Here is a 23856-nt window from a genome sequence, read left to right on the forward strand (position 1 = left end):
TTATATTAGAACAAAAAAGGATTTAATCATGAATATTAGCATGACAGGAAGAAATTTAGAACTTACTGATGCTCTTAAAGAGCATATCTCATCTTCTATTGAGACATTAAAAAAATTTAAGTTAGATATTATTGCAGTAAATGTTGTTGTATCTTCTCAGACAAAAAAAGGCAAAGAGCATGCAATAGTTGAGTTTGTTATCAACTTGGCGCATAAAAACACTATAGTTATCAAACAAAACGATGAAGATGCATATGCTGCGATTGATCTTGCTACAAACAGAGCACAGAAATCACTGCGTCGTTTACACGATAAAGTAACAGACCATCAAAAAGTCGGTTTAAATGAAGTAAAGGCCGAAGAAGTTGATGTTAAAGTAGCTGCAGAAGAGATGGAAGACGAAATCATCCCTGTTGAGTTAGACCTTTACAAGCCTCGTGAAGTTGAAGATGTTTTAGCGGACTTAAAAACAAGCGGTAAAATGTTTGAAATTTTCTTGGACAATGAGCATAAAACACGTGTTCTTTATAAAAGAAACGATGGTAAATTTGGGCTGTATTAAACAGCTCAAAACCCCAAATCCTTTTTTACCTCATTTACTATATTTTCATCATCTGTAAAATCAATCCATCGAAACTGACTCCCGCTTTGTGAAATTCCTTTAAGTAAATCTCCGCTTTTTCTAAACTTTAAATCCAAATTTGCTATGTCAAATCCACTTTTCGTATGAATAAATTCATCTAAGCGTTCAGACGCATTCTTGTTTGTATATAAAAAGCAGTAACCTTTTAAGCCGGTGCGGCTTACCCGCCCTCGGAGCTGATGAAGTGTTGAGAGCCCCAAGCGCTCTGCTCCTACTATAACAACAGTACTCAAACGCGGCAGAGATATACCTACTTCCACAACAGTTGTTGCTATCAAAATATCACCCTTTTCTCTAAAATCAAGAAGTACCTGCTCTTTTTCTTTATCTTTTCCGTGAGTGACATACACATTCTCAAAATTTTTCTCCCAGTAGCTTCTTGCTTCTTCAATACTCTGGTATTCCAGAACTTCACTCTGTTCTACCAATGGATAAACAAGTAATACCTGATTGTTTTTAGCAATTTCTGCTTTTACATGTAAGAGTAAATCTTTAAAGTCACTTTTATGTATCACTTTTGAATCTATATCTTTTGCAAAAGGTGTTGTTGTTATAAGGCTGACATCTATGTGCGCACTCTCTATCATTGCCTGTGTTCTTGGAATAGGCGTAGCAGAAAACTGAATAAAGTGCGGTTTTAGTTCCTGTACAGCTACCATTTTTTCAAGCATATTTCGCTGCGCTGTTCCAAAACGATGCTGTTCATCCACCATAATGAGTGAAGCCTGCGGCAATTTTCTATACAAAAGTGCATGTGTGCCTATGATAAAGTCATATTCACATAGATCTATTTTTTTTGTTTTATTTGTTACAAGTAGAACTTTTAGTTGAGGAAGATACTTTTGCGCTTCCTCAAAAAGCTGATTTGCCAAAATAGTTGTCGGAGCCATTAACACAGAATGATTGGGCATATTCATATATGCTGCTGCCAAAATTACCATCGTTTTACCACTGCCGACATCACCTACGACCATACGTTTTGCTGCCACATCTTTTTGCATATCCTGACGTATATCTTCTATAGCATTTATCTGTTCGTTTGTTAGCGTAAAAGGCAGACTTTTGCTCCATGCTTTATAATCACCGGCTTTTGAAGAAAGTGCATTAAAATAACGTCTTTTGCCTGCTAACATCTGCATATAAGAAAAAAGTTCTGCATACTTTAATGCCCAGAGCGTTTTTTCACTCATTTCTTTCAATTGCAAAAATTCATCACTTGGAAAATGCAATTTCAAAAGCTCTGCAACAACATCCTCTTTCAGCTTTACATGTAATAAGTTTTCACGCTTTACAAGACTCTTGACAAGGCGCTGCATAACATCACTGCGCAAGGCTGTTTTATATTTTGGTGTAATTTTTCCGACTTGTGTGATTTTTTTAGGCATACTCATAGAGCAGTGCCCCTGCTTACAGTCAACAATACCGTAATAATAATCACGCGCACCCACTTGAAACTGATGCAGCATATAAGGTTTAGGACGAAAAAGCACTCCTTGAACACTATAACCTAAATTATGGGCAAAAAAAGTTATTTGAATGGAGTTTGGGGCTTTATAAATTGACTCAACTGTTGCGTCAATGAGTTGTGCTTTTTGAGGCAGTAATACATCATGTAGCCTGTAATCCTCATAAGAGTGAGGAATAAGCAGACTTAATTCAATCAAAGAGTTTATACCAAGTTTATTAAACTTTGTTGCTGCATCCTTTGATAGGTCCATAATTTTCCTTTTTTATAATGTTTCTATTATATAAAAAAATCATAGAACTTGTAAAAAATATGACAAATTGAAATAAAACTAAGAATTTACTCTTTTATTACGCTCTTCTTCTTGTTCTTTGTACAACTCTGCACACCCTTTTGAGAGCTCGCGTATTTTTAAAATATAATTTTGTCTCTCAGTCTGTGAAATCGCTTTTCTTGCATCAAGAACATTAAAAGTATTTGAAGCCATCATACACAAATCATAAGCAGGTAAAGGAAGCCCTGCTTCAAGTGTTCTGAGACACTCTTTACTTTTTGCATTAAAGTCAGCAAAAAGCATCTCTGTATCTGCTACTTCAAAATTGTATTTTGAAAACTCGATTTCACTCTCTTTGTGTACATCTTTATAGAGTGTTTTGTTGCCCTCTTTGTCAACATTCCACACAATGTCAAATACAGTGTCAACGCCTTGAAGATACATCGCAAGACGCTCTGTTCCGTAGGTAATTTCAACAGCGACAGGGTCACATTCAATCCCACCGACTTGTTGAAAATAAGTAAACTGAGTCACTTCCATACCGTTGAGCCATACTTCCCATCCAAGACCCCATGCACCGAGTGTCGGAGATTCCCAGTTATCTTCTATAAAGCGGATATCATGTTTAGCTAAATCAAGTCCTAAATACTCTAATGATTGTAAATATAGTTCTTGAATATTATCCGGTGAGGGTTTTATAAGTGCCTGAAACTGGTAGTAAGAACCAAGTCTGTTAGGATTTTCTCCATATCTTCCATCTGTAGGACGGCGAGACGGTGCAACATACGCTGTCGCCCAAGGTGTAGAATCAAGTGAGCGCAAAAATGTAGCAGGGTGAAAAGTCCCTGCTCCGGCAGGAATATCATAAGGCTGTACAATATTACACCCCTGCTTCATCCAAAATTCTTGTAATTTGAGTAACATTTCGCTAAAAGTAATCATTTTTTGCCTTCATTTTATTTTCGGTATTATAGCCAAAGAGACTTTTTTAGTATTTAAAAATAATTCCAAATTTCAAGTATTCGTTATATGCCTTGCTTTGCGGCTCCAAATATCCTGTGCCGCCATTGTCATAAACAACGTCAGATTCTTTAATTTTTTGATACTGGTATATATAGGCACCATACAAAGAGAAGCTTTGACTCAGTGCGTATTCTACCGGCAGAGTAAATTCCATGATATTTGCCCCGCCGAGCTTAAATTCTTCATTAAAACCCGTAGCACTCATTCTCGGTCTTACACCGTACTGGTACTCAAACTCAGGAGTGATGCTCAAACCTTTATAATCATAAGAAAAGGCAACACTTGGGCGCAGAGAATACCATTTATAATCTTCAATCTGCTGTGCTGAGAGTTCTCTTCGCCAAAATCTATATCCAAGCCCTAAAGATATAATTATCTTATAATTGGGTGTTTGCTGATACGTATGCGCAAAATCCAGGTCAAAATCATAAATTTTATTTGATGTTGTGCTCACTACACTGCCATAACCCAGACCTGACCCGATATAAGAGCCAAGATATTGCGTATCACCGCCAAGAGCCATAATACTCAGCGTAATATCATTAGAATCCAGTGAGCCTGCATCCTGCATCTTGTATTTGTATTTAAATTCTGCACCTGTTAAGTCAGTATAATTAGAAGATTCACTGTCTAAGAGCACACCGTCTTTATACTCTTTATAATCCATACTCATACCGACAAAATTCACTGAATACTCCGTACTTACCTTTGCAAAAAGCAGTGAACTTGCAAATAATGCCCCTATTATTATTTTCTTTAACATCTTTGTTCCTTATATGAGTTTACAAATAATATCGCCGACTTCTTTACTTAAAGAGTTAGCCACCACATTACATTTGACTTTGAGCAAAAAACAGATATTTTTTCTGTGGCTTGGACTGAGGCATTCATAATTTCCCATACCCTTGCTTATCACCAAATCTGCCTCATCAAAAAGTTTTTGCGCCTCTTTTGTCGCACGGCTGTATACAAATCCCGGCGTGTTCACACCGCTGTCAACAAGATTGCAAAGCTTCTCAAAACCTGCCTCTTTTGCCTCTTTACATGTAACATCATTTATGATTGGTGTGCCGCGTACCATGTAGTTACATGTAAGCTTAGGGTAGAGTTCTTGCAAGGTTTGTATAAACAAATAGTCAAAAATGTGTTCTCCGACATTATCGCCCAGAATTACAACACTTTTTGCCGATTCCAGCTCTGTTTGCAAATCTTCAAAATCATTATGTGAAAACTCAGTATGAAATACTTTGTCAAGTTCTTCATTCAAATCAAATTCAACCTGCGCTGCCAAATCTATAACATTACCGGCAACGGCAATTTTCGTAGCTGTCAGCAGTTTGTCTTTACATGTAAAGAGCTTTTCTTCTAAAGATGGTACAAATGAGCGTGCTTTTTGTGTAGAGAGTGCTTTTACCTCATCATACAAATCTTGCTTTTCTGCAATTTGAGACATTTTTTCATATACGTCTGCGGCAATTTCAGGAGGAGTTTTTGAAAAAGAAAAATTTTTACTCATATCTTCTACTGTAGATACAAGTGTTCTTTTCAAAGCTTCCTCTGCACCAATAGCATCAGCCACTTTTACACTTTGATTGATTATACAGCCGACACATTCATTATCAATCGTCATGATTTGTCTGTATGCTCATTTATAGCTTTGTTCCACATAAGCTTGTATTTGCGACGCATAAATTCAACTTCCTGCTGTGAAAGTTGGAGTTGCTCTTGCAGTGTATGAATCGTTTTCCTGTCTTCATCATAAAGTTCTTGCAAAGATGCAAGTGCTTCACGTAAAAACTCATTTTCCACACGTACGGCTTCAAGTGTTTCATCTTTTGCATCCAAAACTTTTTCATGTAAATTGATGATAGTTCCGATTGTTTTTTCGACAAACTCAGGCTGTACAAGCATCTCTTGCGTGTTTTTTTGAGAGAGTTCTTGAAGTTTTGCCGGGACAACTGCTTCAATCGCACCTTTAGATGGGTCAATATAGCGAATGCCATCTTCAATTTTTACAGTCAGTTTGCCTCTTTGAATTAAATCTTCAATAGAGGAAATGTCTAATCCTGTGAGTTGGCTATATTCGTCATCACTCATCCACTTCATTGTCAAACTCCCTTGTCTTTTGTAACTATTTTATAATAGTTTCTATCTCTAAAGAATCCATTTCAACTTTTTTTGCTTTTGCAATACGGTCTTCTTTTAGTTTTATGCTTAGTTCTTCATTATCAAGCGCTAATATTTGCATTGCAAGATATGCAGAGTTAATTGCTCCTGCTTTGCCTATGGCAACAGTTGCGACAGGCATGCCAGCAGGCATTTGAACAGTTGAAAGTAGTGCATCTATGCCACTAAGCGCAGATGCCGACATCGGTACACCTATAATAGGTTTGATAGTTTTTGAACTTAAAACACCTGCTAAGTGTGCGGCCATTCCCGCAGCCCCAATAAATACTTGTGCTCCCTTTTTTTCAGCCTCTTCAATATACTCTTTTGTACGTTCAGGAGAACGGTGAGCAGATGATATAACCATTTCATAACTAACGCCAAACGACTCTAATGTGTCAGAGCATGACTTCATTACCTCATAATCACTTTTAGAACCTATTACTATTGATACAAACTTCATTTTACTTTACCCTTGTTTTTAGTTTTAAAATTATACATTATTTAGGAGCTGTATTCATATCTGCATTCGCCGGTATTCTAAAAAATGTATACGATGGAAATTTTGTCGGAAGCTCTATCGGATTTATATTTCCGCTGTGAACTTCTTCCCATATTTTGCCGTTTTGCGCCTTGAGCTGTTTGAGTTTAACAAAGAACTTGCCATCTTTTTCATACGTCGTGCCAATTTCATTGTCAACAATCTCTATTTCACTCCCTAAAGGAGATACGACTTCCATTTCATCCCCGGGCAAAGTTTTATATTTACATAAAAAATGTGTTCCCTCAGCATTGACGACACCACTGACCTGATGTGTACCAAGCTGCATAGTAAAATCCAAACTTTGTGTGTCATGTTTTTCAAACGGCCTAGAAATAAGATAAGCATCTGTATAACCGCGATTTTGCAAAGACTGCAGTTCATACTGGTAACGCTCACTGTCAAGCTTATCTTCATAGTAATCATCTATCGCCATTCTATATGCTTTTGCAGTTGTAGCTGCATAATATGTTGTTTTGGTACGCCCTTCTATCTTTATAGAATCCACTGCACCACTGTCCAAAATCTCTTGCATATGCGAAGCCAAATTCAAATCTTTTGAATTCATAATGTACGTACCCACACCTGCATCCTCTTCCAGTTTAAAAAGAGTACCGGTTTCAGGATTTGCCGCATACATTTCATAAGGAAATCGACAGTCATTTGCACAACTGCCGCGATTTGGCACACGACCGCTTTGCAGGGTTGAAATCAAACAGCGTCCGCTGTATGCAAAACACATAGAACCGTGTACAAATACTTCAAGTTCCAAATCAGGCAGAGCCGCTTTAATCTCTTTTAAATCACGCAAAGAAATTTCACGTGCAGTTATAATCCGTGTTGCTCCCATTTCATGATAAATCTGTGCATCAAGCACATTCATAACATTTGCCTGTGTTGAGAGATGCAGCGGCATATCCGGTACTAAATCATGACACAGTTTAAGTACACCCGGTGTTGCAACGATGAATGCATCAGGCTTAAGCTCACCCATTTTTAGTATATGTTTTTTAAGTAAATTAAGCTGTGAGTTAAAAGGAAACCCGTTTATCGTCGCATAAACTTTTTTACCTCTATCATGCGCATACTTGATACCCTCTTCAAAGTCCTCAAAACTAAACTCTTTTCCAGAACGAATACGCAGCGAAAAATGGCTTACTCCGCCATAAACGGCATCTGCACCAAAGTCAAGCGCAATTTTTAATTTCTCCAAGGTTCCTGCAGGAGAGAGCAGTTCTACTTTTTTATTATTCATTATTGTCCAAACTGTTCTAAAAGCGCTTCTATATCATCCGTCGAAGCAAGTTCGTTATGAGTATCTCCGGCTATATGTACTGCTGATGATACGCGTTTTTCATCCTCTATTTTACCCTCAAAGAGTGTATTCATATATTTTGAAAGTGCCCGCATTACATTAATGACACGTTCTATTTTTTGTCTGTGAATGTCTTGATACTGCATAATATCCATGACACTCATAATAGAGTCACCACTGTTTTGGAGAACTTCAAGCACAGTATTGACATTTTCAAGCGCTGTTTTATTTTTTTCTAATTGTTCTTGAAATGTTTGAACATCGGGAAATTTTTCGCATAAAGTAGCAAAAAGTTCTATATTTGAGTTTAAAACTTCAACAACGTTTTGTAAATCTTCTTCTTTATCCATCAAATCGCTACTGATATTTTCAATAATATCAAAAATTTCACTTGCTTTTTCTTCGCTCTCTTTTGTTACATCATCAAGCTGATGCACCATTTTATTTTCATCTGTAGCAGGATGCGGAAGTTCAGCCGCTTCGATGCCGGCTGTTATTGGGTCAGTAGAGGATATGGCTTCATCATCATTTTGATTTTGGGCCTCTTGAGTATTTGCAGTATCTTCAGGCACTTCGTCCATATCTATGTCACCACCCATTAAGGCATCAAGTTCTTCTTGCGTCATAAATAGTCTCCATAATTGAATAATTTATTAATTAACACTATAATAGCATAAAATATACAATACGAGAACAAATATGAAAGTAGATCTACATAACCATACGCCACTGTGTAACCATGCAGAGGGTACAATAAATGAGTACATAAATACTGCAATAAACAAAAATACCGAAATATTTGGTTTTTCTGACCATGCACCCATGGACTTTGATCCAAAATATAGAATGTCATTTGCAGACATGAAAAAGTACGAAGAAGAGATCATGGATGCAAAGAGAAAATATGCAGAAAAAATCACTATTTTACTTGGCTATGAAGTAGACTATCTTGAGGGACATATGGATGAAAGAGTCCTTAATGCCAATGTTGATTATTTGATCGGTTCTGTACACTTTATTGATGAATGGGGATTTGACAATCCGGAATTTATCGGACGTTATGAGAATGAAGATATTAATGAAATTTGGCAAAAATATTTTGATACTGTAGAATCTATGGCAAATACAAAACTTTTTGATATTGTCGGGCACTTGGACCTCATAAAAGTATTTAAATTTATGCCGAGTAAAAATATCACAGAGATTGCAAAAAATGCACTTAGAGCAATTAAAAATAATGATATGGTTTTAGAGATAAATGCGGCAGGCTACAGAAAACCTATAGGTGAGGCCTACCCTTCTAAAGAGCTTTTAGAAGAAGCCTACAAGCTAAATATTCCTATAACATTCAGCTCCGATGCGCATAAACCTGAACAGGTCGGTATGTTTGACAAGGAAGTCACAAAACTTGCCAAAGATGTCGGTTACACACAGTGTGCCTACTTTATAAATAGAGAGAGAAAATTCTTAGAGTTTTAACTCTTTGTATTGACCACCCACATAGAAAACAGGTCTAAATAGTTCCAAAACGATTCTATATACTCCGGGCTGATTCCTTCTGTCTCAAGTGCTTCTAAAAGCGGAATGTAAAGCTCAAGCCAGGTTTTTCTCGCTTTTTCATCTATGCGAAAAGGCGCATGACGCCCGACCATTTGATGCTCTCCCCTGGTTTGTATAAAATAATCAGGACCGCCGGAGATTTCTATCAAAAAATCTGCCGCATGTTTTTGAGCCTCTGCAAAATCATCATCATCAAAAACGGGAAATAAAAATGCAATATCACTTGTTTTGATAGACTCATAATGATCAAAAACAAGTTTTCTAAATCTTTCTTCACCTACTTCGTGAAAAAAACCGGGATACGGCTTCGCAACCGATGGTCGTATATCAATTTCTCCATCCGTAATTTGCAAGTTCATTAAGTGCTTCCTTTATTGGGTAATAAATTTGCGCTAATTATACAAATTATAGCTATAAATAAATTTAAAGTTTGAATTAATGATAGCGCTTGTATAATACTTACATAACAAACAATAAAAAGGATTTACTAATGGGTAAATATATAGAATTAACTGGTGCAAATTTTGAAGAAACTCTTGCAGAGGGTGTATCTCTTGTTGACTTTTGGGCTCCGTGGTGTGGACCTTGTCGTATGATTGCTCCTGTAGTTGAAGAACTCGCAGAAGACTATGACGGGAAAGCTAAAATCTGTAAAGTCAACACTGATGAAGAGCAAGATATTGCTGTGAAATTTGGTATTCGTTCAATTCCAACTATCATGTTTTTCAAAAATGGTGAAATGGTAGATCAAATCGTAGGAGCTCAATCTAAACAAGCTCTTGCGGAAAAACTTGACGCTCTTTTAGCGTAATTGCAGGTTATTTAGAGTGGCTAGAAAAGGAGGTAAAAGCCTCTTTTCTCTCTCCACTTTGCTTGCTTCTTTCTTTGGTGCCGCAATGGTTGCAGGTGCTTTTGCTTACTTTAATTATAAATTTTCAGAGTACAAATTCATTGATTTTAAAGATTTTGTATATTATGAAAAAAGTGACATTTTTAAACCAAGCAAAAAAGAATACATCATTGTTTTTTACTCTTCAAGAGAAAAGGGGACGATGGACAAACTTGCAAATTTAAATCTCAATCTGCCGATTCTTGCCATAGACTACTACAACAGAGTGCGAACAAATACAAGCAAGACTACATTTTTAAGAAGCGGAACAAATACATCGCTGAAGTTTATACAACGGTTTAATATATACGATTCACCATCTATTTTTTTTATAAAGAAAGTAAAAGATTCTCTTTATAAACAAGATAGTATGATACGAAAACTTGATAATTTAGATGAATTAGAGGAGCAAAAATTATGATATTAGATTGCGCAATTATAGGCGGAGGACCGGCTGGTCTTACTGCAGGACTATACACAACACGCGGTGGACTTGAAAACGTAACAATGTTTGAAAGAGGAATGCCCGGCGGGCAAATTACCCAAAGTTCCGAGATAGAAAACTATCCAGGTGTTACAGGTGACATTACCGGAATGGATTTAATGATGCCATGGCCCGAGCAGTGTCAAAAATTTGGTCTTAAGCATGATATGGCAGAAGTAAGCCGTATCAGTAAAGACGGCGATATTTTTACTGTTACAAAGTCAGACGCAACAACAATTGAGGCACACAGCGTCATTGTTTGCACAGGCTCATCTCCACGCCGCGCAGGCTTTAAAGGTGAAGATATATTTTTTGGTAAAGGTGTCAGTACCTGTGCTACATGTGACGGATTTTTTTATAAAGGCAAAGAAGTAGCAGTCATCGGCGGTGGAGACACAGCGTTAGAAGAGGCACTTTATTTGGCAAAAATTTGTTCTAAAGTTTATCTTGTTCATAGACGTGACAGTTTTCGTGCCGCACCTAACACTGTAAAACGCGTTAAAGAAAATGAAAAAATAGAACTTATTTTAAACTCAGTACCAGAAGAAGTCTATGGTGATGCAAGCGGTGTGAACGGTTTAAAAGTTAAAGACAAAGATGAAAATATTAGAGATATTACAGTCCCAGGCGTTTTTACTTTTGTAGGCAATGATGTAAATAATCAGACACTTATACAAGAAGACGGCAGTTTTTTATGCGATGTCAATGAGCAGGGACAGGTTGTTGTGACATTGAGCATGAAAACATCTGTGCCCGGTCTATATGCCGCAGGTGACATGCGAATAGAAGCACCGAAACAGGTTGTTTCAGCAGCAGGTGACGGTGCTGTGGCAGCCCTCTCAGCAATTTCATACGTTGATGAATTATTAGGATAAGGAAATAACAATGACTATAAAAGATTTTATGACAAACAAGCATAGGGAATGCGATCATCTCTTAACGCAGGCGGAAGATTTCCTTGATAACGGGGAGTTTGATGAGGCACTTGGTAAATATATAGCATTCAAAAATGAAACCCTGCTGCACTTTGCAATGGAAGAAGAGTATCTTTTCCCAATGCTTGAAGAAAAATCAGGTATGGGAAATATGGGCCCGACAAACGTCATGCGCATGGAACATACTCAGGCAAAATCACTCTTTGAAAAAATGGATGAAGCTTATAATGCAAAAGATAAAGAACGAGCGTTTGCGCTTGGCGAGTCTATGAATATATTACTGCAGCAACATAACCTTAAAGAGGAGCAGATGCTCTATACAATGATGAATAATACTCTAGCCCAAGATGCTCAAGAAATAGTTGAAAAACTACAAGACTATGGGAACTAAAAAAGAGATTATTTTAGATGTAAGCGAGCTGGAAGCGCCTTATCCTCTTGTCGAAGCCATCAATGCCTTAAACAGTTTACAAGATGAAGAAGTATTAATATTTCGCCATCGCATGAATCCTCAAATGCTTTTTCAAAATATTTTGGCATTGGGATTGCACTATGAAATTACAAAAGAAGATGAAAATGAGTTTGAAATGAGGATTTACAAATAATGTTTCAAGGCTTATCACTTGAGCAGGCTCCGCCTTATACCATACCAATAAAATTTTACCTCACAGCTGCATTGTATCTCATTGCACTCTCAATAATAATACTCATATACGGTTTACATGTATCTTCAAGATATGAGTATGAAGTTATCGCTCTTACACATATTTTTACTATCGGGTTCATTACACACATAATGTTTGGTTCACTCTTTCAAATGCTGCCTGTAATGCTCGGTACGGCCTATGCAAATATTGTAAGAAATGCAAAAACAATCCATATCTTTTTAAATATCGGCATTGTCTCTTTCATCGCCGGATTTCTAACAAACAGTCCGCCATTTTTATATATCGGCGGTACTCTTTTAGCACTGACATTTCTCTATTTTTGTTTTATCTCTTTAAAAACAATTTTTTTAAGTAAGGAGATAAATGCACCTGTACAAAATTTTGCAGCTTCTTTTGCCGCACTTTTCATCGCTGTAATTTTCGGTTTTACAGCACTTCTTGGGCATTTTGGATTCGTAGATTCTATAAAATATGGAAATGTTCATATAGCTGTTATGCTCTTTGGCTGGGTCTTTATACTTATAATTTCTGTATCATATAAAATAATTCCTATGTTTTTTGTTGCTAAAGAGTTTCCCCTCTTTTTGCAAAAAAGACTTTATATTATCCAGCTTATACTGCTGTTTTTATTTATATTTGCCCAGCTTCAAGAAAATATTTTACTGCTGAATGTAATAAAAATTCTTCTCTCCTGTTCAGTGATACTTTTTGCACTCTTTAGTATAAAAATTTTAAGGCAGAGAAAACGAGCAAGAAAAGATATAAGCATCAATCTTTGGTATTTTGCCATGACAAATACTGTACTCTCTTCAATACTTTTTATAACTGCCACCCTGTTACATGTAAACATATACTTGTATATTGGCTTTTTGGTTTTATTCGGTGCTATATATCCCCTAATCAATGCAATGCTTTATAAAATCATCCCTTTTTTAACATGGTTTCATTTAAGCTCAAACATGGTTTTTGACGCAGAAATGGGTAATGTTATCAGTAAGAAGAAGATGCTATATCAGGTAAATTTATATTATCTCTCTTTTTGTCTTTTTCTGTTTACGCCGTTTTGGCACTTTTTTTTAATAGCGGCCGCCATAGTATTTATGTTTTGGGCTCTTTTGCTCTTTGTAAATATCTTGAACGCTTTGAAATATTATAATGAGTATATAAAAAAGAAAGTAGTATTTGAGTAATATTTTGCTATTATTAGAGCAGAAAAAATAAGGATACAATTATGATAAAAGTAGGTGTTTTCGGTGCCAGTGGTAGAGTCGGCAGACTTTTAATAGAAGATTTAAAAACAACTCAAGAAATGAGTCTCTCAAGTGTATATGTACGTAATCCCCTTGACTTTGCAATTGATCCATCTGTTTTGGTAACTTCTGATATGAAATCATTTTTAAATAACTGTGATATAGTAATCGATTTTTCTCTACCTGAAGCATGTGAAATGTTACTGGAGGAATCTATTAATACTCCCAAACCTCTTGTAATCGGAACAACAGGCCTTAATACCCATCAGCTAAATCTCTTGAAACAGGCAAGTGAAATTATGCCTGTGCTTTATGCTACAAACATGTCAATGGGTGTTGCACTGTTAAACAAGCTTGTATATCAAGCCTCAGCAGCACTTGAAGACTTTGATATAGAGATTGTAGAGATGCACCACAGACATAAAAAAGATGCACCAAGCGGAACAGCACTCACTCTGAGTGAATCAGCGGCACAGGCAAGAGGATTGGATTTGAACAAAGTCCGTGTAAGCGGCAGAGACGGCAATATCGGTGAACGTAGTAAAGATGAAATAGCTGTTATGGCTCTTCGCGGAGGAGACATCGTTGGACGCCATACCGTAGGGTTTTACAATGACGGTGAGTTTATAGAGCTTAATCACACAGCCACTTCAAGAAATACTTTTTCAAAAGGTGCACTTCGTGCTGGAAAATGGCTTGCAGACAAAGAGCCTAGTCTTTACAATATCAGTGACTGTTTAGAACTCTAAACAATTTTAAAGTTCTAAAGCACTTTTAGCAAGTTTGGCCCAAGATGATTTTGGGTCAGCTTTTATAGCTTCATTATAAGCTTTTTTAGCTTCATCATCCCTCCACAACTTACTCAGGACACTTCCTAATAAATACTTTTGTCGTGAGCGCAATGTATTACTTAATTTGAGTGTATCCAAAGATTGAATAACTTTTAAAGCCTTGTTATACTCTTTTTTATCCATGTATGCTTGATAAAGTGCAAATTCTACATAAGGGCTCTGTACATGTGAATCTGACTTTTCTTGTATCTGCATAACTTTTGTTGCATATTTTATAGTCATATTGTCATCATGGCGCTCGCTTCCAAGCGTTATCATAGAAACATAACGGTCTATATCTTTATAATCAAGTCCGAAAACTTCTTCGATTTTGGCCATGCCATCAATCATTTTATTTTTTTTCTCTAATCGCTCATAAGTATCAAAAAGATACCTGTATGCTTCTTTGTATTTTGAATTTTTATCATCTTCGATCAAGCTTATTAAATCTTTAGCAGCATCAATGACATCACTGTAATTCCCTGTTGCAAAATCAACTTTTATATAACGATAGAGCCATTTTTTACGTTCATCTAAACTTTTTGATTTTAAATTTTTCAAGGCTATATTTTTAGAAAGCTGGAAATCTCCACCTTTCATAGCACACTCATAGATACCGTCATCCCATTTATCTGAGAGTGTAATATTATACTCGTTTGATATCACAAGAACCTGTTTACAGTTTTTATTGCGCAGTGACTCCTGCATCTCCCCTATTGCCGCATCTTGTATAATCTTTTTCACATCCTTATACTCTGTCTTATCCAAAGATTCCAACTCTTCTTTTAACCCCAGTACCGCACTGTATTTTCCTTCTTTGAGCAGCAGTTTCGCCTTTTCATAAAGCGCACGCTTGCCTATGCTGTCATTTTGGTACTCTTGTATGAGTTTATCAAATTCGGTCAATTTTGCTGTAGCATTTAAGTCGGAAACTTCAAAAAACAGAGCATCTTTAGCTATTTGCACAGCATCAATGAAATCCCCATCAGGAAATTTTTTCAAATATTCATTGATTGCTTTTAACGCCTTTTGCTTATTTTTGGTTTTTGCAAGCCACAATGCTCTGTCTTTTAGCAGCTCTTCATACTCATCATATGTCGCATCTATTTCATGCAACATTGCATCAGCAATAGCAGCTGCAGTCTTATAATATTCCTGATTTGCAAACTCCTGCATCATCTTCTGTGATGCTTTAAAATCTTCCATAAAATAGCTCGGTTTTGCCTGAACAATTTTCATAGCATATTGAGAGGCTTCTTTTGGTCTGTATGAAAGGTACAAAGAGGCTAAATGGTATGCTGCATTTGCAGCCACTTCCAAATCTTTTGTTTCATAAAGTGCTTTTTTATAATATTTTATAGCTTTTGTAATGCCTCCGGATTCTTCAAGCATTTCACCTTTGTATATATACCCATATTGTGCAAATTTTGTATCGGTATGCTCTGTAAAGAGACGGTCAAAAAAATAATCGGCATCTGTATTTTGTCCGAGTTTTGCATATGCCTTTGCCATCAAAGAAAGGACTTCAGCTACATTTTCGTCTGATGAGTATTCTCGCAAAAATTCTTTCGCATAACTGATGACATTATCCCAATCTTTGATCTTCGCATATACTTTTATTTTATAGTATAAGAGTTCTGCCCTAAAAAGAGTATTCGGATAGGTTTTAAGTACATCATTAACAGTTTGTAGACATGACTCATACTGTTTCTCTTTATAATATTTTTTTACTTTCAAATACTCTTTGACATCTTCTATCTTTTTTATATGAACCGGATTTCCTTTGATATCAAGACTCCCGACATACGGCAACTTGTCTTTATCTAAATAAAAAGGAAAGTTAAGTGCAATTTGGGATACTTCTTCTTTTTTAAATAAAGGAAACTTTTTTTTATAACCTAATATGCTCCAATGATTTGAGATGTTTACATCTGCATTAAAAACTTCATTGTCTTTTGTCAGGTCAAATATTTCAGGAATTAATTTTATTTTATAAAAAGGCTTGATAACAACAAAAAATTTATCTCCTTTGACAACTGTATCCACTTTAAAAAAGTCATTTTGAATATGCTTGAGGCTTCTTGATGGTCTTTTTGAAAATGTACATAAAATCTCTTTGACTGCGTCAAAATCATTTTTTATTTCTTTACATGTAAAGGGTTTGGAGTCTCGTATGTCAAGTGTTGCATACTTTATGAAGTTGTCTTTTGCACTGTCAATTGAAATTTCGAGTGCAAAAGAGTTTGCAAGAACAAAGGTTAAGAGTATCCATTTTAACAAATTCTCTCTCCCTTTATTAAGATAACTGACTATTAGTATCCACTATTATATACAAAAGCCGTAATAAACTCTAATAGCGGGTTTATTGCAACAAAAGCAAATATAGTTCCTACTGCCGCTATACCGATAATAGTTTTAAGAGCCAATGTAGCATTTGCAACATACATATGCCCACCATTACCCATAACCGGTTCTTTCATAAACATATATACAATCAATTTTAAGTAATAATAACCTGCTATTGCAGAATTCAGGGCCATAATAAGCGCAAGGACTGTATATCCGCTTGTTACTGCTGAACTGATTAAATAAATTTTACCCCAAAAGAGTGCAAATGGAGGAACACCTGCTAAACTCAACATAAAAAGACCCATTATCATAGCAGCTACCGGTGCAGTTTTAATCATACCTGCAAATTTATCATAAGAGTGATCTGACATTTGATGTTCCGGTATACTTTTTTGACGTGATATCCACAACATAGAAAACGAACCAAGGTTAGTAAATGTAAACAGAACCCAATATAAAAAGAGTGCACTGTTGGCCTGTGTCGTCCCTATCAAAATAGCAGCCATAACAAAACCTGCATGTGAAATAGAACTGTATGCCAGCATACGCTTCACATCTGTTTGTACCAGCGCCCACATGTTTGCTACTGTCATTGTAATAATCACAAATGCATATAAAACTATGTCTAGCCATACGATACCGCTATGCACCAAAAATTCAAAAAATCTCATAGCAACTACAAAAGCAGCTATTTTTGGTACAATTGACATATAACCTGCCATTGGTGCAGATGAGCCCTCATACACATCAGGTGCCCACGTATGAAACGGAATAAGTGAAAGTTTAAAAGCAAATGCAGCCAGCATAAAGGCAACACCGACAAGTACATAACCGATATCGGCATAACCGTTTGCAGCCAGGACTAAAGCTATTTTATTTATTTCTACTGAACCAGTTAGAGCATAAAAAATCATCGCACCAAAACTGAAAAAACCGGCTGCTAATGCACCCATTGTAAAGTATTTGACTGCTGCTTCAAAAGATTTATCACGGTTATGCATAGCAATCAATGTATAAAGCGCTAGAGATGATGTTTCAAGCCCTACAAAGACCAAGATAATGTTATCTGTTGCCACCATAAATTGGAAACCTGAAATCATAAACAAAAAGAGTGCAAAAAACTCAGGATATGAAAATTCATGGAAACGCTTATGTGTCAATGCCAATGGAATAAAAAGCATCGAAGCAATAACAATCACAAACTGAGCTAAAAGAGCCAAACCGTCAACCAGCATAACATCAAACATACCTAATACGGTACCGTTTTGAGTAAACAGTGCAGAAGCATCAAGCAGTGAGAAGAAGTCCATCGCTAAAAAGAGTAAACTCAGTACTACATAGAGTGATTTGTGAAGGCCACCCTTGATAACGTCAATCACTAAGATTAACAGTGCACCTACTACAGGTATCAGCATAGGAGCAAGAGTCATTACATTTAATGACTCCATCGAAATATTTATTGGCGCTAACATTAGTGAACCTCCTCTATAATAGTTTTTTCAATAACTACAACTTTTGGTTTCACTAAATTTGGAATTCTCTCTTTAGCTAACTCTGTCGTAGATTTATTATGCATTAACTGCACAATTGATTTCACACTGTTGTTGATTGGTTCCAATACAGGTTTTGGATATACACCCAGCCATATCGCTACAATCACCAATGGTATTAAACCAAACAATTCTTTTTTGTTAATATCCGGCAGATTTTTATTTTTTTCATTTGTAACTTCACCAAAAAATGCTTTTTTATATGCTGCGAGCATATAGATAGCACCGACGATAATACCGGTACCTGCTAAAAGAGTCAAAATATGTGACTGCTGATAAAAGCCGAGCAGAGATAAAAATTCACCTACAAAGTTAATTGTAAGCGGCATACCAACTGAAGCCATCATCATAATTCCAAATATTGTTGCATATCTAGGCATAACATGTGCCAAACCGCCGAATTCACTCATAAGTTTTGTATGACGTCTGTCATAAATGACACCGACAAGCAAAAACAGCGCACCTGCTACAACACCATGACCCAGCATTAAAAAGATAGAACCTGAAATACCTTCAACATTTAAAGCAAATGTTCCCAGTATAATAATACCCATGTGAGAAATAGAAGAGTACGCAACAACCTGCTTAATATCTTTTTGCGCATAAGCAACCATTGCCGTGTAAATAACCATGATGATGGCTATAATCGCAATCGGAATCATAAAAAATGCCGATGCATCCGGAAATAACGGCAATGAAAATCTTACAAATGCATATGTACCCATCTTTAAAAGAATTGCCGCAAGAATCACAGAACCGATTGTCGGTGCCTGACCGTGTGCATATGGCAGCCACGTATGAAATGGAAACATAGGCACCTTAATAGCAAAGCCAAGGAAAAATGCCGCAAAAAGCCATAGCTGAAAAGTTTCAGGCAGTATCAGTCTGTACCAGTCTAAAAGAGCAAAACTCCAAACACCTGTTGCCTGATAATAAAAATATGCCATAAAAAGCATACCTACAAGCATTACAAGTGAACCTGCAAAAGTATATAAAAAGAATTTTATAGAAGCATATATTCGCAATGGTCCACCCCATGCACCGATAATATAAAGCATCGGTACAAGTGAAAGTTCCCAAAATATATAAAATACAATAGCATCAAGTGCAGCAAATACACCGACCATCGTCATTTGTAAAAACAAAAGAGTAATAATCATATATTTCACTTTTGGAGTGTCCGTCAAAGAACCGATTCCAAGCAGTGTAAAAAATGCTGAGAGTATAATAATAAATACTGAAATACCGTCAACCCCTAAGGTATAATTTATTCCAAAAGAGGGAACTAACGGAAGACTTTCCATAAACTGCATACCTGATACGCTGCCGTCAAAGACATACCACAACCACAATGCCAGTGCAAACTCAATCGCAGCAACTGAGACACCGTATACACGCATACTCTCTTTTTGTATCATAAAACCAAACACAGCTGCTAAGGCCGGAAAGAAAATTAATAACGATAAAATATGATCTAACATATACTAAACTCCTAAAGCTGACAAGAATGCTAAAATCTCATCAGAATATCTTGCTGCAAGTCCGAACACTACAGCGAGTGACAGCAGTCCAACGAGACCTGCTACCATCCATTTAAGCATAGTAGATAAATTACCACTTTGCATTTGCCTTGTTTTCTCACCGGTACCGTAAACAATACCTGCAATCCCATCAACAGTTGCATCAACTATTTTTAAATCAACTTTTGTCCAGAAAACTTCTGAAAGTTCTCTATACGGTTTTACTATATACTCTTCATAAAAGTAAGGAATGTAGTATTGATTGAACAATAATTTATATATAAATGAATTTTCTACCACACTTGTACCGTCTGGAACTGTAACTTTTTTGTTTGCATATTTTTTGTATGCATAAAGAATAGCCAAAGCAACAAAAATTTGTGTTCCTACAAGCATAATTAATGCTGTTGTATGAGAATGTATATGATACTCAGCAGCACCAAGTATCTCTTCTACCATGTTAAAGAAAGGCTCTTTAAAAATTCCGGCAATCATAGCTAAAATCAGTAATGGACTCATTGCAATAAGCATAAATCTATATGCTTCATGTGGATGAATTCCAAAAATTTTATAACGCTCTTCCCCATGAAAGATAAGTGCGACAAGTCTGAATGAATAGAATGCTGTTAAACCTGCAGTGAAAAGAAGTACACCGTAAATCACAAAGTGATGTTCTGCAAACGCAGCTTCAAGAATGGTATCTTTTGAGAAGAAACCTGCAAATGGAAAGATACCTGCCAGTGCCAATGAAGCAATCGTCATCATAATCCATGTCCACTTCATTACTTTTTTCAATCCACCCATTTTAAACGGATCAAGTTCATCATGCATAGCATGCATAACATTACCTGCACCTAAGAATAACAGTGCTTTAAAGAATGCGTGTGCCATTAGGTGAAAAAGTGCAACCCAGTAAGCACCAAGCCCTGCTGCTGCAAACATGTAACCCAGCTGTGAAAGTGTAGAATAAGCGATAATTCTTTTCATATCACGGTTTACAAGTGCCATAGACGCTGCAAATACTGCAACAAAAGCACCAAGAGAGGCAATAAAGAGACCTACATTTGGGATCAGGCTGTAGAGTTCATTTGAACGCACGACAAGATAAACACCCGCCGTAACCATTGTTGCTGCGTGAATAAGTGCAGATACCGGTGTAGGACCTTCCATCGCATCAGCAAGCCAAGTATGCAGTGGAAACTGTGCTGATTTACCCATAGCACCAATAAACAAAAATATTCCCATCCATGTCAATGTTGCATTATCAAGTGATGGCATTACAGCGAATGCTTCATCATACTGAAGTGTCCCTGTGTGCCAATATACTAAAAAGATACCGATAAGCATACCAAGGTCAGCGATACGATTCATAATAAATGCTTCATTGGCTGCCCAAGTAGCACTCTTTTTATGAAACCAGAAGCCGATTAGTCCCCAAGAACAAAGACCGACACCTTCCCAACCGATAAAAAGACCTGCATAGTTATCACTCATAACAAGAACCATCATTGAAAAAACGAAAGCTGAAAGCCACGCAAAGAATCTGTTAAATCCTTTGTCATGGTCCATATACCCAATCGAGTAAACATGCACAACAGTAGAAACCAGTGTTACAACCATCATCATAGTCACAGAAATCTGATCCACCACAAAGCCAAAAGGAATGTATAAATCACCTGTAGCCATCCATGTCATCATTGTTACATGCACAGGCTCTCCGCCTTTAAGTATATACATTAAAAGTATTGTACTTGCAACAAATGAAGTTAATATCAGTAAACTTGCCACAATACCTGTAAAAAGTTTCTTTGGAGTAGCCGTAAAAAGTGCTGAGAACAAAGAACTAACAAGCGGAGCAAAGAGTGCTATATATAAATATTTTTCCATTCTTTATCCTTTCATCGTTGTTAATGCATCTAAGTCTATTGAATTATGGCGTTTATACCATACTATCAGGAGTCCAAGACCGACTGCAACTTCCGAAGCAGCAATAGCAATTACAAAAAATGCAAACATCTGCCCAGTCAAATCACCATAATAATGTGAAATAGCAGCAAAAGCCACATTGACTGCATTTAATAATATTTCAGTTGCAAAAAACAGCAAAAGAAGGTTTTTTCTACGCATAACACCCACTAAACCAATAGCAAATAAAATAGTAGATAAAACTAGATAATGGTTTAAGCCTATTTCCATCATGAAAGCACCTTTTTATTTTTTTCTTCTTCAATCTCAGCATCGTTTATAAGCGTAATTGAAAGATCCATTTTTTTACCTGCAAGTACAATCCCGGCAACCATTGCAACAAGCAGCATAATTGCAGCTACTTCAAATGGTATAAGGTATTTTGTAAAAAGTACTAAACCGACTTCTTGCGTATTGCCGACGCCGTCAATTGCAGGATAAAGTGCTACTATATTTTCAGACACCATAGGCGCTGCAAATATAATAACCACTAAAACTGCCGCCAATGTTGAAAGTCCAACGATGATGTATTTATTTCCCTGCTTCTCTTTGACTTCTCTTGTCGTATCAAAAAACATCATACCAAAAGCATACAGAGCCATTACCGCACCGGTGTAAACTATTATTTGCACCGCACCTAAAAAATCAGCACCCAGAATAAAGAAAAATGCCGATATAAAAATCATTCCCGCTGCCAATGCAGTTAATGCATACAACGCCTGCTTTGTTGTTACTGTAATGTAAAACATCGCAATCGTTAAAAATGCAAACAAGTAAAACGCTACCGCTTCAAACATAATCCAAACTCCTTAATATGCTAGAGGTGTTTTTTTAACACGCTCATCTTCATGTGGTGTAATCGCACCAAAACCTTCAAATTCAAGCTGTTTTCCGGCTTTCATTTTATCTATCGGTGTTAACATATCTTCAAACAGAAGAAAATGTTCCCTCTGGTCTGATGCATTCTCATACTCGCCGCCGTGTGTAATTGCAAGCTCCGGACAAACTTCTGCACAATAACCGCAGAAAATACAGCGCCCTAGGTTAATCGTATATTCACTTACCTCTTTACGTGAGTTTTCATCTATTCGTGTATCTATACGAATACAATCAGAGATACAGATTTTTTCACAAAGACCACAGCCGATACAACGCTCGGTATCACTTTCCCAAAGTCTTTTCATTTCATGCACTGCACGGTAGCGAGGACCGATAGGCATTTTTTCTTCCGGGTATTTTACTGTGTGAGTATCGAACCGAATCATTTCACGAAGCACAACCCATAAACCAACAAAAAGTTCACCCTTGAAACTTCTCTTTACAACACGCTTAAACTTACCCCAGCCATCGGTAGGATAATCTTCAATATCAACTAAAAAGTAACCATTATCAGCTACATTTCTGTCATTAAATTGTTCCATTTTCATTCATTATCCCCTTAAAACATCATCACTAAACCAGTGATTACTACATTAATCACGGCTAATGGCATTAAAACTTTCCAACACAACCACATAAGTTGATCCGGTCTTACATCCGGCCAAGCAGCTCTTGTCCATAAAAAGAAGAAAAAGAAAAATGCAACTTTGCCTATCAATCCTAACGCTCCTAACAGACTACCATCACCATATCCACCTAAAAAGATAAGTGGAATTACAAATGAGATAAAGAACATATTTGCATATTCACCGATGAAGAAAAGACCCCATCTCATACCAGAATACTCTGTACCAAAACCATCAATAATTTCATGATCATTTGCAATGAGGTGAAAAGGTGTACGACCAGTTTCAGCAAAAGCAGAGATCCAGAACAAAATAAATGCAACAGGTTGTGTCCATACTATCCAATGGCTAATACCTCCAACTTGATAATTGTTAAAATCAATCAATGATAATGAACCAACCATCATAATAGGTGCTAAAATTGCTAACCCACTCACAACTTCATAAGAGATAAACACAGCTGCTGTACGTGCTGCTGAAAGTAGAGCAAATTTATTTGCTGAAGCCATACCACCAAGGAGTGGTCCGTATAAGCCAATTGCCATTACACCTAAAATATATAAAATACCAATATTCAAATCAGCCACAATTGGATGTACCGTATAACCAAAGATCGTAAATTGTGGAAAAAATGGAATCGCTGCTGCAGCCATGAATGCAGTTGCTGCAGTAATTACCGGTGCAAGTTTAAATACAGGTCCAACAACATTCGTAGGAATAATATCTTCTTTCGTAAAAAGTTTTACACCGTCTGCTGCAACCTGCAACAATCCGTATGGTCCAACATACATTGGCCCTAAACGGCGTTGCATAAATGCAAGTATTTTACGCTCAAAATATGTACCAATACCCGCTAATGCAGAAAATATAAGTAAGATTACAACGACTTTTATTATCGTTTCAATTAAATATGCTGTATCCATA

The 23856-nt window shown here is 36.6% G+C and carries 26 protein-coding genes; 9 read left to right on the forward strand and 17 right to left on the reverse strand.

What is annotated here, in order from left to right:
* Positions 1-28: 28 nt before the first annotated feature.
* Positions 29-562: a ribosome hibernation-promoting factor, HPF/YfiA family gene (hpf, locus tag SAUT_RS09145; protein ID WP_013327599.1), complete on the forward strand. Its 534-nt coding sequence runs from the start codon at positions 29-31 to the stop codon at positions 560-562.
* 5 nt (positions 563-567) lie between these two features.
* Here hpf and recG read toward each other — a convergent pair whose 3' ends face one another.
* The 8 genes from recG to SAUT_RS09185 all read right to left on the reverse strand — a co-directional run bounded on the left by recG (position 568) and on the right by SAUT_RS09185 (position 8053).
* Positions 568-2361 (reverse strand): ATP-dependent DNA helicase RecG, encoded by a 1794-nt coding sequence (gene recG / locus SAUT_RS09150; protein ID WP_013327600.1) that lies wholly within the window; start codon positions 2359-2361, stop codon positions 568-570.
* A 78-nt stretch (positions 2362-2439) separates the two neighbouring features.
* Positions 2440-3324 carry a glycine--tRNA ligase subunit alpha gene (gene glyQ / locus SAUT_RS09155; RefSeq protein WP_013327601.1) on the reverse strand — a complete coding sequence of 295 codons (885 nt, stop codon included), beginning with the start codon at positions 3322-3324 and terminating at the stop codon, positions 2440-2442.
* Positions 3325-3370: 46 nt separating this feature from the next.
* Positions 3371-4168: a hypothetical protein gene (locus tag SAUT_RS09160; RefSeq protein ID WP_013327602.1), complete on the reverse strand. Its 798-nt coding sequence runs from the start codon at positions 4166-4168 to the stop codon at positions 3371-3373.
* Positions 4169-4177: 9 nt separating this feature from the next.
* Positions 4178-5035, reverse strand: a complete 858-nt coding sequence (locus tag SAUT_RS09165; RefSeq protein ID WP_013327603.1) for a damage-control phosphatase ARMT1 family protein — start codon at positions 5033-5035, stop codon at positions 4178-4180.
* A complete protein-coding gene (locus SAUT_RS09170) occupies positions 5032-5511 on the reverse strand; it encodes a DUF3972 domain-containing protein (RefSeq protein ID WP_013327604.1) in 480 nt (159 codons plus the stop codon). The genes SAUT_RS09165 and SAUT_RS09170 overlap by 4 nt, the downstream gene beginning before the upstream one ends.
* 25 nt (positions 5512-5536) lie before the next feature.
* Positions 5537-6034, reverse strand: a complete 498-nt coding sequence (purE, locus tag SAUT_RS09175) for a 5-(carboxyamino)imidazole ribonucleotide mutase (protein ID WP_013327605.1) — start codon at positions 6032-6034, stop codon at positions 5537-5539.
* 37 nt (positions 6035-6071) lie between these two features.
* Positions 6072-7367: a peptidase U32 family protein gene (locus tag SAUT_RS09180; protein WP_013327606.1), complete on the reverse strand. Its 1296-nt coding sequence runs from the start codon at positions 7365-7367 to the stop codon at positions 6072-6074.
* On the reverse strand, positions 7367-8053 hold the full coding sequence (locus tag SAUT_RS09185) for a hypothetical protein (protein ID WP_013327607.1): 687 nt from the start codon (positions 8051-8053) through the stop codon (positions 7367-7369). Before SAUT_RS09185 ends, SAUT_RS09180 begins: the two co-directional genes overlap by 1 nt.
* 73 nt (positions 8054-8126) lie before the next feature.
* Here SAUT_RS09185 and SAUT_RS09190 point away from each other — a divergent pair, with 73 nt between their 5' ends.
* Complete coding sequence (locus SAUT_RS09190) at positions 8127-8906, forward strand: histidinol-phosphatase (RefSeq protein WP_013327608.1); 780 nt, start codon at positions 8127-8129, stop codon at positions 8904-8906.
* Here SAUT_RS09190 and SAUT_RS09195 read toward each other — a convergent pair.
* Positions 8903-9346, reverse strand: coding sequence for a globin domain-containing protein (locus SAUT_RS09195; protein ID WP_013327609.1), 444 nt, complete (start codon positions 9344-9346; stop codon positions 8903-8905). The genes SAUT_RS09190 and SAUT_RS09195 overlap by 4 nt on opposite strands.
* A gap of 131 nt (positions 9347-9477) precedes the next feature.
* Between SAUT_RS09195 and trxA the strand changes: the two genes are divergently transcribed.
* Genes trxA through dapB form a run of 7 tightly spaced genes read left to right on the forward strand, consistent with a single transcriptional unit; the run spans position 9478 to position 13962 of the window.
* Positions 9478-9798: a thioredoxin gene (gene trxA / locus SAUT_RS09200; protein WP_013327610.1), complete on the forward strand. Its 321-nt coding sequence runs from the start codon at positions 9478-9480 to the stop codon at positions 9796-9798.
* Between the two features lie 16 nt (positions 9799-9814).
* Entirely contained in the window at positions 9815-10297 is a 483-nt protein-coding gene (locus tag SAUT_RS09205) for a hypothetical protein (protein WP_013327611.1), read from the forward strand.
* Positions 10297-11235 carry a thioredoxin-disulfide reductase gene (gene trxB, locus SAUT_RS09210; protein WP_041675525.1) on the forward strand — a complete coding sequence of 313 codons (939 nt, stop codon included), beginning with the start codon at positions 10297-10299 and terminating at the stop codon, positions 11233-11235. Before SAUT_RS09205 ends, trxB begins: the two co-directional genes overlap by 1 nt.
* 10 nt (positions 11236-11245) lie before the next feature.
* The gene (locus tag SAUT_RS09215; protein ID WP_013327613.1) at positions 11246-11686 is read left to right on the forward strand and encodes a hemerythrin domain-containing protein; all 441 of its coding nucleotides are present in this window, start codon (positions 11246-11248) and stop codon (positions 11684-11686) included.
* Positions 11658-11900, forward strand: coding sequence for a sulfurtransferase TusA family protein (locus SAUT_RS09220; RefSeq protein ID WP_169302261.1), 243 nt, complete (start codon positions 11658-11660; stop codon positions 11898-11900). The genes SAUT_RS09215 and SAUT_RS09220 overlap by 29 nt, the downstream gene beginning before the upstream one ends.
* Positions 11900-13153, forward strand: a complete 1254-nt coding sequence (locus SAUT_RS09225; protein ID WP_013327615.1) for a hypothetical protein — start codon at positions 11900-11902, stop codon at positions 13151-13153. The genes SAUT_RS09220 and SAUT_RS09225 overlap by 1 nt, the downstream gene beginning before the upstream one ends.
* Positions 13154-13194: 41 nt before the next feature.
* The gene (gene dapB, locus SAUT_RS09230) at positions 13195-13962 is read left to right on the forward strand and encodes a 4-hydroxy-tetrahydrodipicolinate reductase (RefSeq protein WP_013327616.1); all 768 of its coding nucleotides are present in this window, start codon (positions 13195-13197) and stop codon (positions 13960-13962) included.
* 6 nt (positions 13963-13968) lie between these two features.
* Here dapB and SAUT_RS09235 read toward each other — a convergent pair whose 3' ends face one another.
* The 8 genes from SAUT_RS09235 to nuoH are packed head-to-tail and all read right to left on the reverse strand — an operon-like array spanning position 13969 to position 23855.
* Positions 13969-16323 carry a DUF7494 domain-containing protein gene (locus tag SAUT_RS09235; RefSeq protein ID WP_013327617.1) on the reverse strand — a complete coding sequence of 785 codons (2355 nt, stop codon included), beginning with the start codon at positions 16321-16323 and terminating at the stop codon, positions 13969-13971.
* A 32-nt stretch (positions 16324-16355) separates the two neighbouring features.
* Positions 16356-17864, reverse strand: coding sequence for an NADH-quinone oxidoreductase subunit NuoN (nuoN, locus tag SAUT_RS09240; protein WP_013327618.1), 1509 nt, complete (start codon positions 17862-17864; stop codon positions 16356-16358).
* Entirely contained in the window at positions 17864-19423 is a 1560-nt protein-coding gene (locus tag SAUT_RS09245) for an NADH-quinone oxidoreductase subunit M (protein WP_013327619.1), read from the reverse strand. The genes nuoN and SAUT_RS09245 overlap by 1 nt, the downstream gene beginning before the upstream one ends.
* Before the next feature lie 3 nt (positions 19424-19426).
* Entirely contained in the window at positions 19427-21349 is a 1923-nt protein-coding gene (nuoL, locus tag SAUT_RS09250) for an NADH-quinone oxidoreductase subunit L (RefSeq protein ID WP_013327620.1), read from the reverse strand.
* A gap of 3 nt (positions 21350-21352) precedes the next feature.
* Positions 21353-21661: an NADH-quinone oxidoreductase subunit NuoK gene (gene nuoK, locus SAUT_RS09255; RefSeq protein ID WP_013327621.1), complete on the reverse strand. Its 309-nt coding sequence runs from the start codon at positions 21659-21661 to the stop codon at positions 21353-21355.
* Positions 21658-22224, reverse strand: coding sequence for an NADH-quinone oxidoreductase subunit J (locus SAUT_RS09260; protein ID WP_013327622.1), 567 nt, complete (start codon positions 22222-22224; stop codon positions 21658-21660). The genes nuoK and SAUT_RS09260 overlap by 4 nt, the downstream gene beginning before the upstream one ends.
* 12 nt (positions 22225-22236) lie before the next feature.
* The gene (gene nuoI, locus SAUT_RS09265; protein WP_013327623.1) at positions 22237-22854 is read right to left on the reverse strand and encodes an NADH-quinone oxidoreductase subunit NuoI; all 618 of its coding nucleotides are present in this window, start codon (positions 22852-22854) and stop codon (positions 22237-22239) included.
* 11 nt (positions 22855-22865) lie between these two features.
* Complete coding sequence (gene nuoH / locus SAUT_RS09270; RefSeq protein WP_013327624.1) at positions 22866-23855, reverse strand: NADH-quinone oxidoreductase subunit NuoH; 990 nt, start codon at positions 23853-23855, stop codon at positions 22866-22868.
* Between the last annotated feature and the right edge of the window lies 1 nt (position 23856).

The organism is Sulfurimonas autotrophica DSM 16294 (assembly GCF_000147355.1).
In the GTDB taxonomy this organism is placed as follows: domain Bacteria; phylum Campylobacterota; class Campylobacteria; order Campylobacterales; family Sulfurimonadaceae; genus Sulfurimonas; species Sulfurimonas autotrophica.

Bases quoted from the DNA above. Each gene is read 5' to 3' on its own strand.
- dapB (WP_013327616.1), top strand. From the start codon at position 13,195: ATGATAAAAGTAGGTGTTTTCGGTGCCAGTGGTAGAGTCGGCAGACTT.
- purE (WP_013327605.1), bottom strand. From the start codon at position 6,034: ATGAAGTTTGTATCAATAGTAATAGGTTCTAAAAGTGATTATGAGGTA.
- SAUT_RS09160 (WP_013327602.1), bottom strand. From the start codon at position 4,168: ATGTTAAAGAAAATAATAATAGGGGCATTATTTGCAAGTTCACTGCTT.
- SAUT_RS09180 (WP_013327606.1), bottom strand. From the start codon at position 7,367: ATGAATAATAAAAAAGTAGAACTGCTCTCTCCTGCAGGAACCTTGGAG.
- SAUT_RS09165 (WP_013327603.1), bottom strand. From the start codon at position 5,035: ATGACGATTGATAATGAATGTGTCGGCTGTATAATCAATCAAAGTGTA.
- SAUT_RS09185 (WP_013327607.1), bottom strand. From the start codon at position 8,053: ATGACGCAAGAAGAACTTGATGCCTTAATGGGTGGTGACATAGATATG.
- SAUT_RS09170 (WP_013327604.1), bottom strand. From the start codon at position 5,511: ATGAAGTGGATGAGTGATGACGAATATAGCCAACTCACAGGATTAGAC.
- nuoI (WP_013327623.1), bottom strand. From the start codon at position 22,854: ATGAAAATGGAACAATTTAATGACAGAAATGTAGCTGATAATGGTTAC.
- nuoN (WP_013327618.1), bottom strand. From the start codon at position 17,864: ATGTTAGCGCCAATAAATATTTCGATGGAGTCATTAAATGTAATGACT.
- recG (WP_013327600.1), bottom strand. From the start codon at position 2,361: ATGGACCTATCAAAGGATGCAGCAACAAAGTTTAATAAACTTGGTATA.
- nuoH (WP_013327624.1), bottom strand. From the start codon at position 23,855: ATGGATACAGCATATTTAATTGAAACGATAATAAAAGTCGTTGTAATC.
- SAUT_RS09260 (WP_013327622.1), bottom strand. From the start codon at position 22,224: ATGTTTGAAGCGGTAGCGTTTTACTTGTTTGCATTTTTAACGATTGCG.
- SAUT_RS09195 (WP_013327609.1), bottom strand. From the start codon at position 9,346: ATGAACTTGCAAATTACGGATGGAGAAATTGATATACGACCATCGGTT.
- trxA (WP_013327610.1), top strand. From the start codon at position 9,478: ATGGGTAAATATATAGAATTAACTGGTGCAAATTTTGAAGAAACTCTT.
- nuoL (WP_013327620.1), bottom strand. From the start codon at position 21,349: ATGGAAAAATATTTATATATAGCACTCTTTGCTCCGCTTGTTAGTTCT.
- SAUT_RS09215 (WP_013327613.1), top strand. From the start codon at position 11,246: ATGACTATAAAAGATTTTATGACAAACAAGCATAGGGAATGCGATCAT.
- SAUT_RS09225 (WP_013327615.1), top strand. From the start codon at position 11,900: ATGTTTCAAGGCTTATCACTTGAGCAGGCTCCGCCTTATACCATACCA.
- nuoK (WP_013327621.1), bottom strand. From the start codon at position 21,661: ATGATGGAAATAGGCTTAAACCATTATCTAGTTTTATCTACTATTTTA.
- SAUT_RS09245 (WP_013327619.1), bottom strand. From the start codon at position 19,423: ATGTTAGATCATATTTTATCGTTATTAATTTTCTTTCCGGCCTTAGCA.
- SAUT_RS09190 (WP_013327608.1), top strand. From the start codon at position 8,127: ATGAAAGTAGATCTACATAACCATACGCCACTGTGTAACCATGCAGAG.
- glyQ (WP_013327601.1), bottom strand. From the start codon at position 3,324: ATGATTACTTTTAGCGAAATGTTACTCAAATTACAAGAATTTTGGATG.
- hpf (WP_013327599.1), top strand. From the start codon at position 29: ATGAATATTAGCATGACAGGAAGAAATTTAGAACTTACTGATGCTCTT.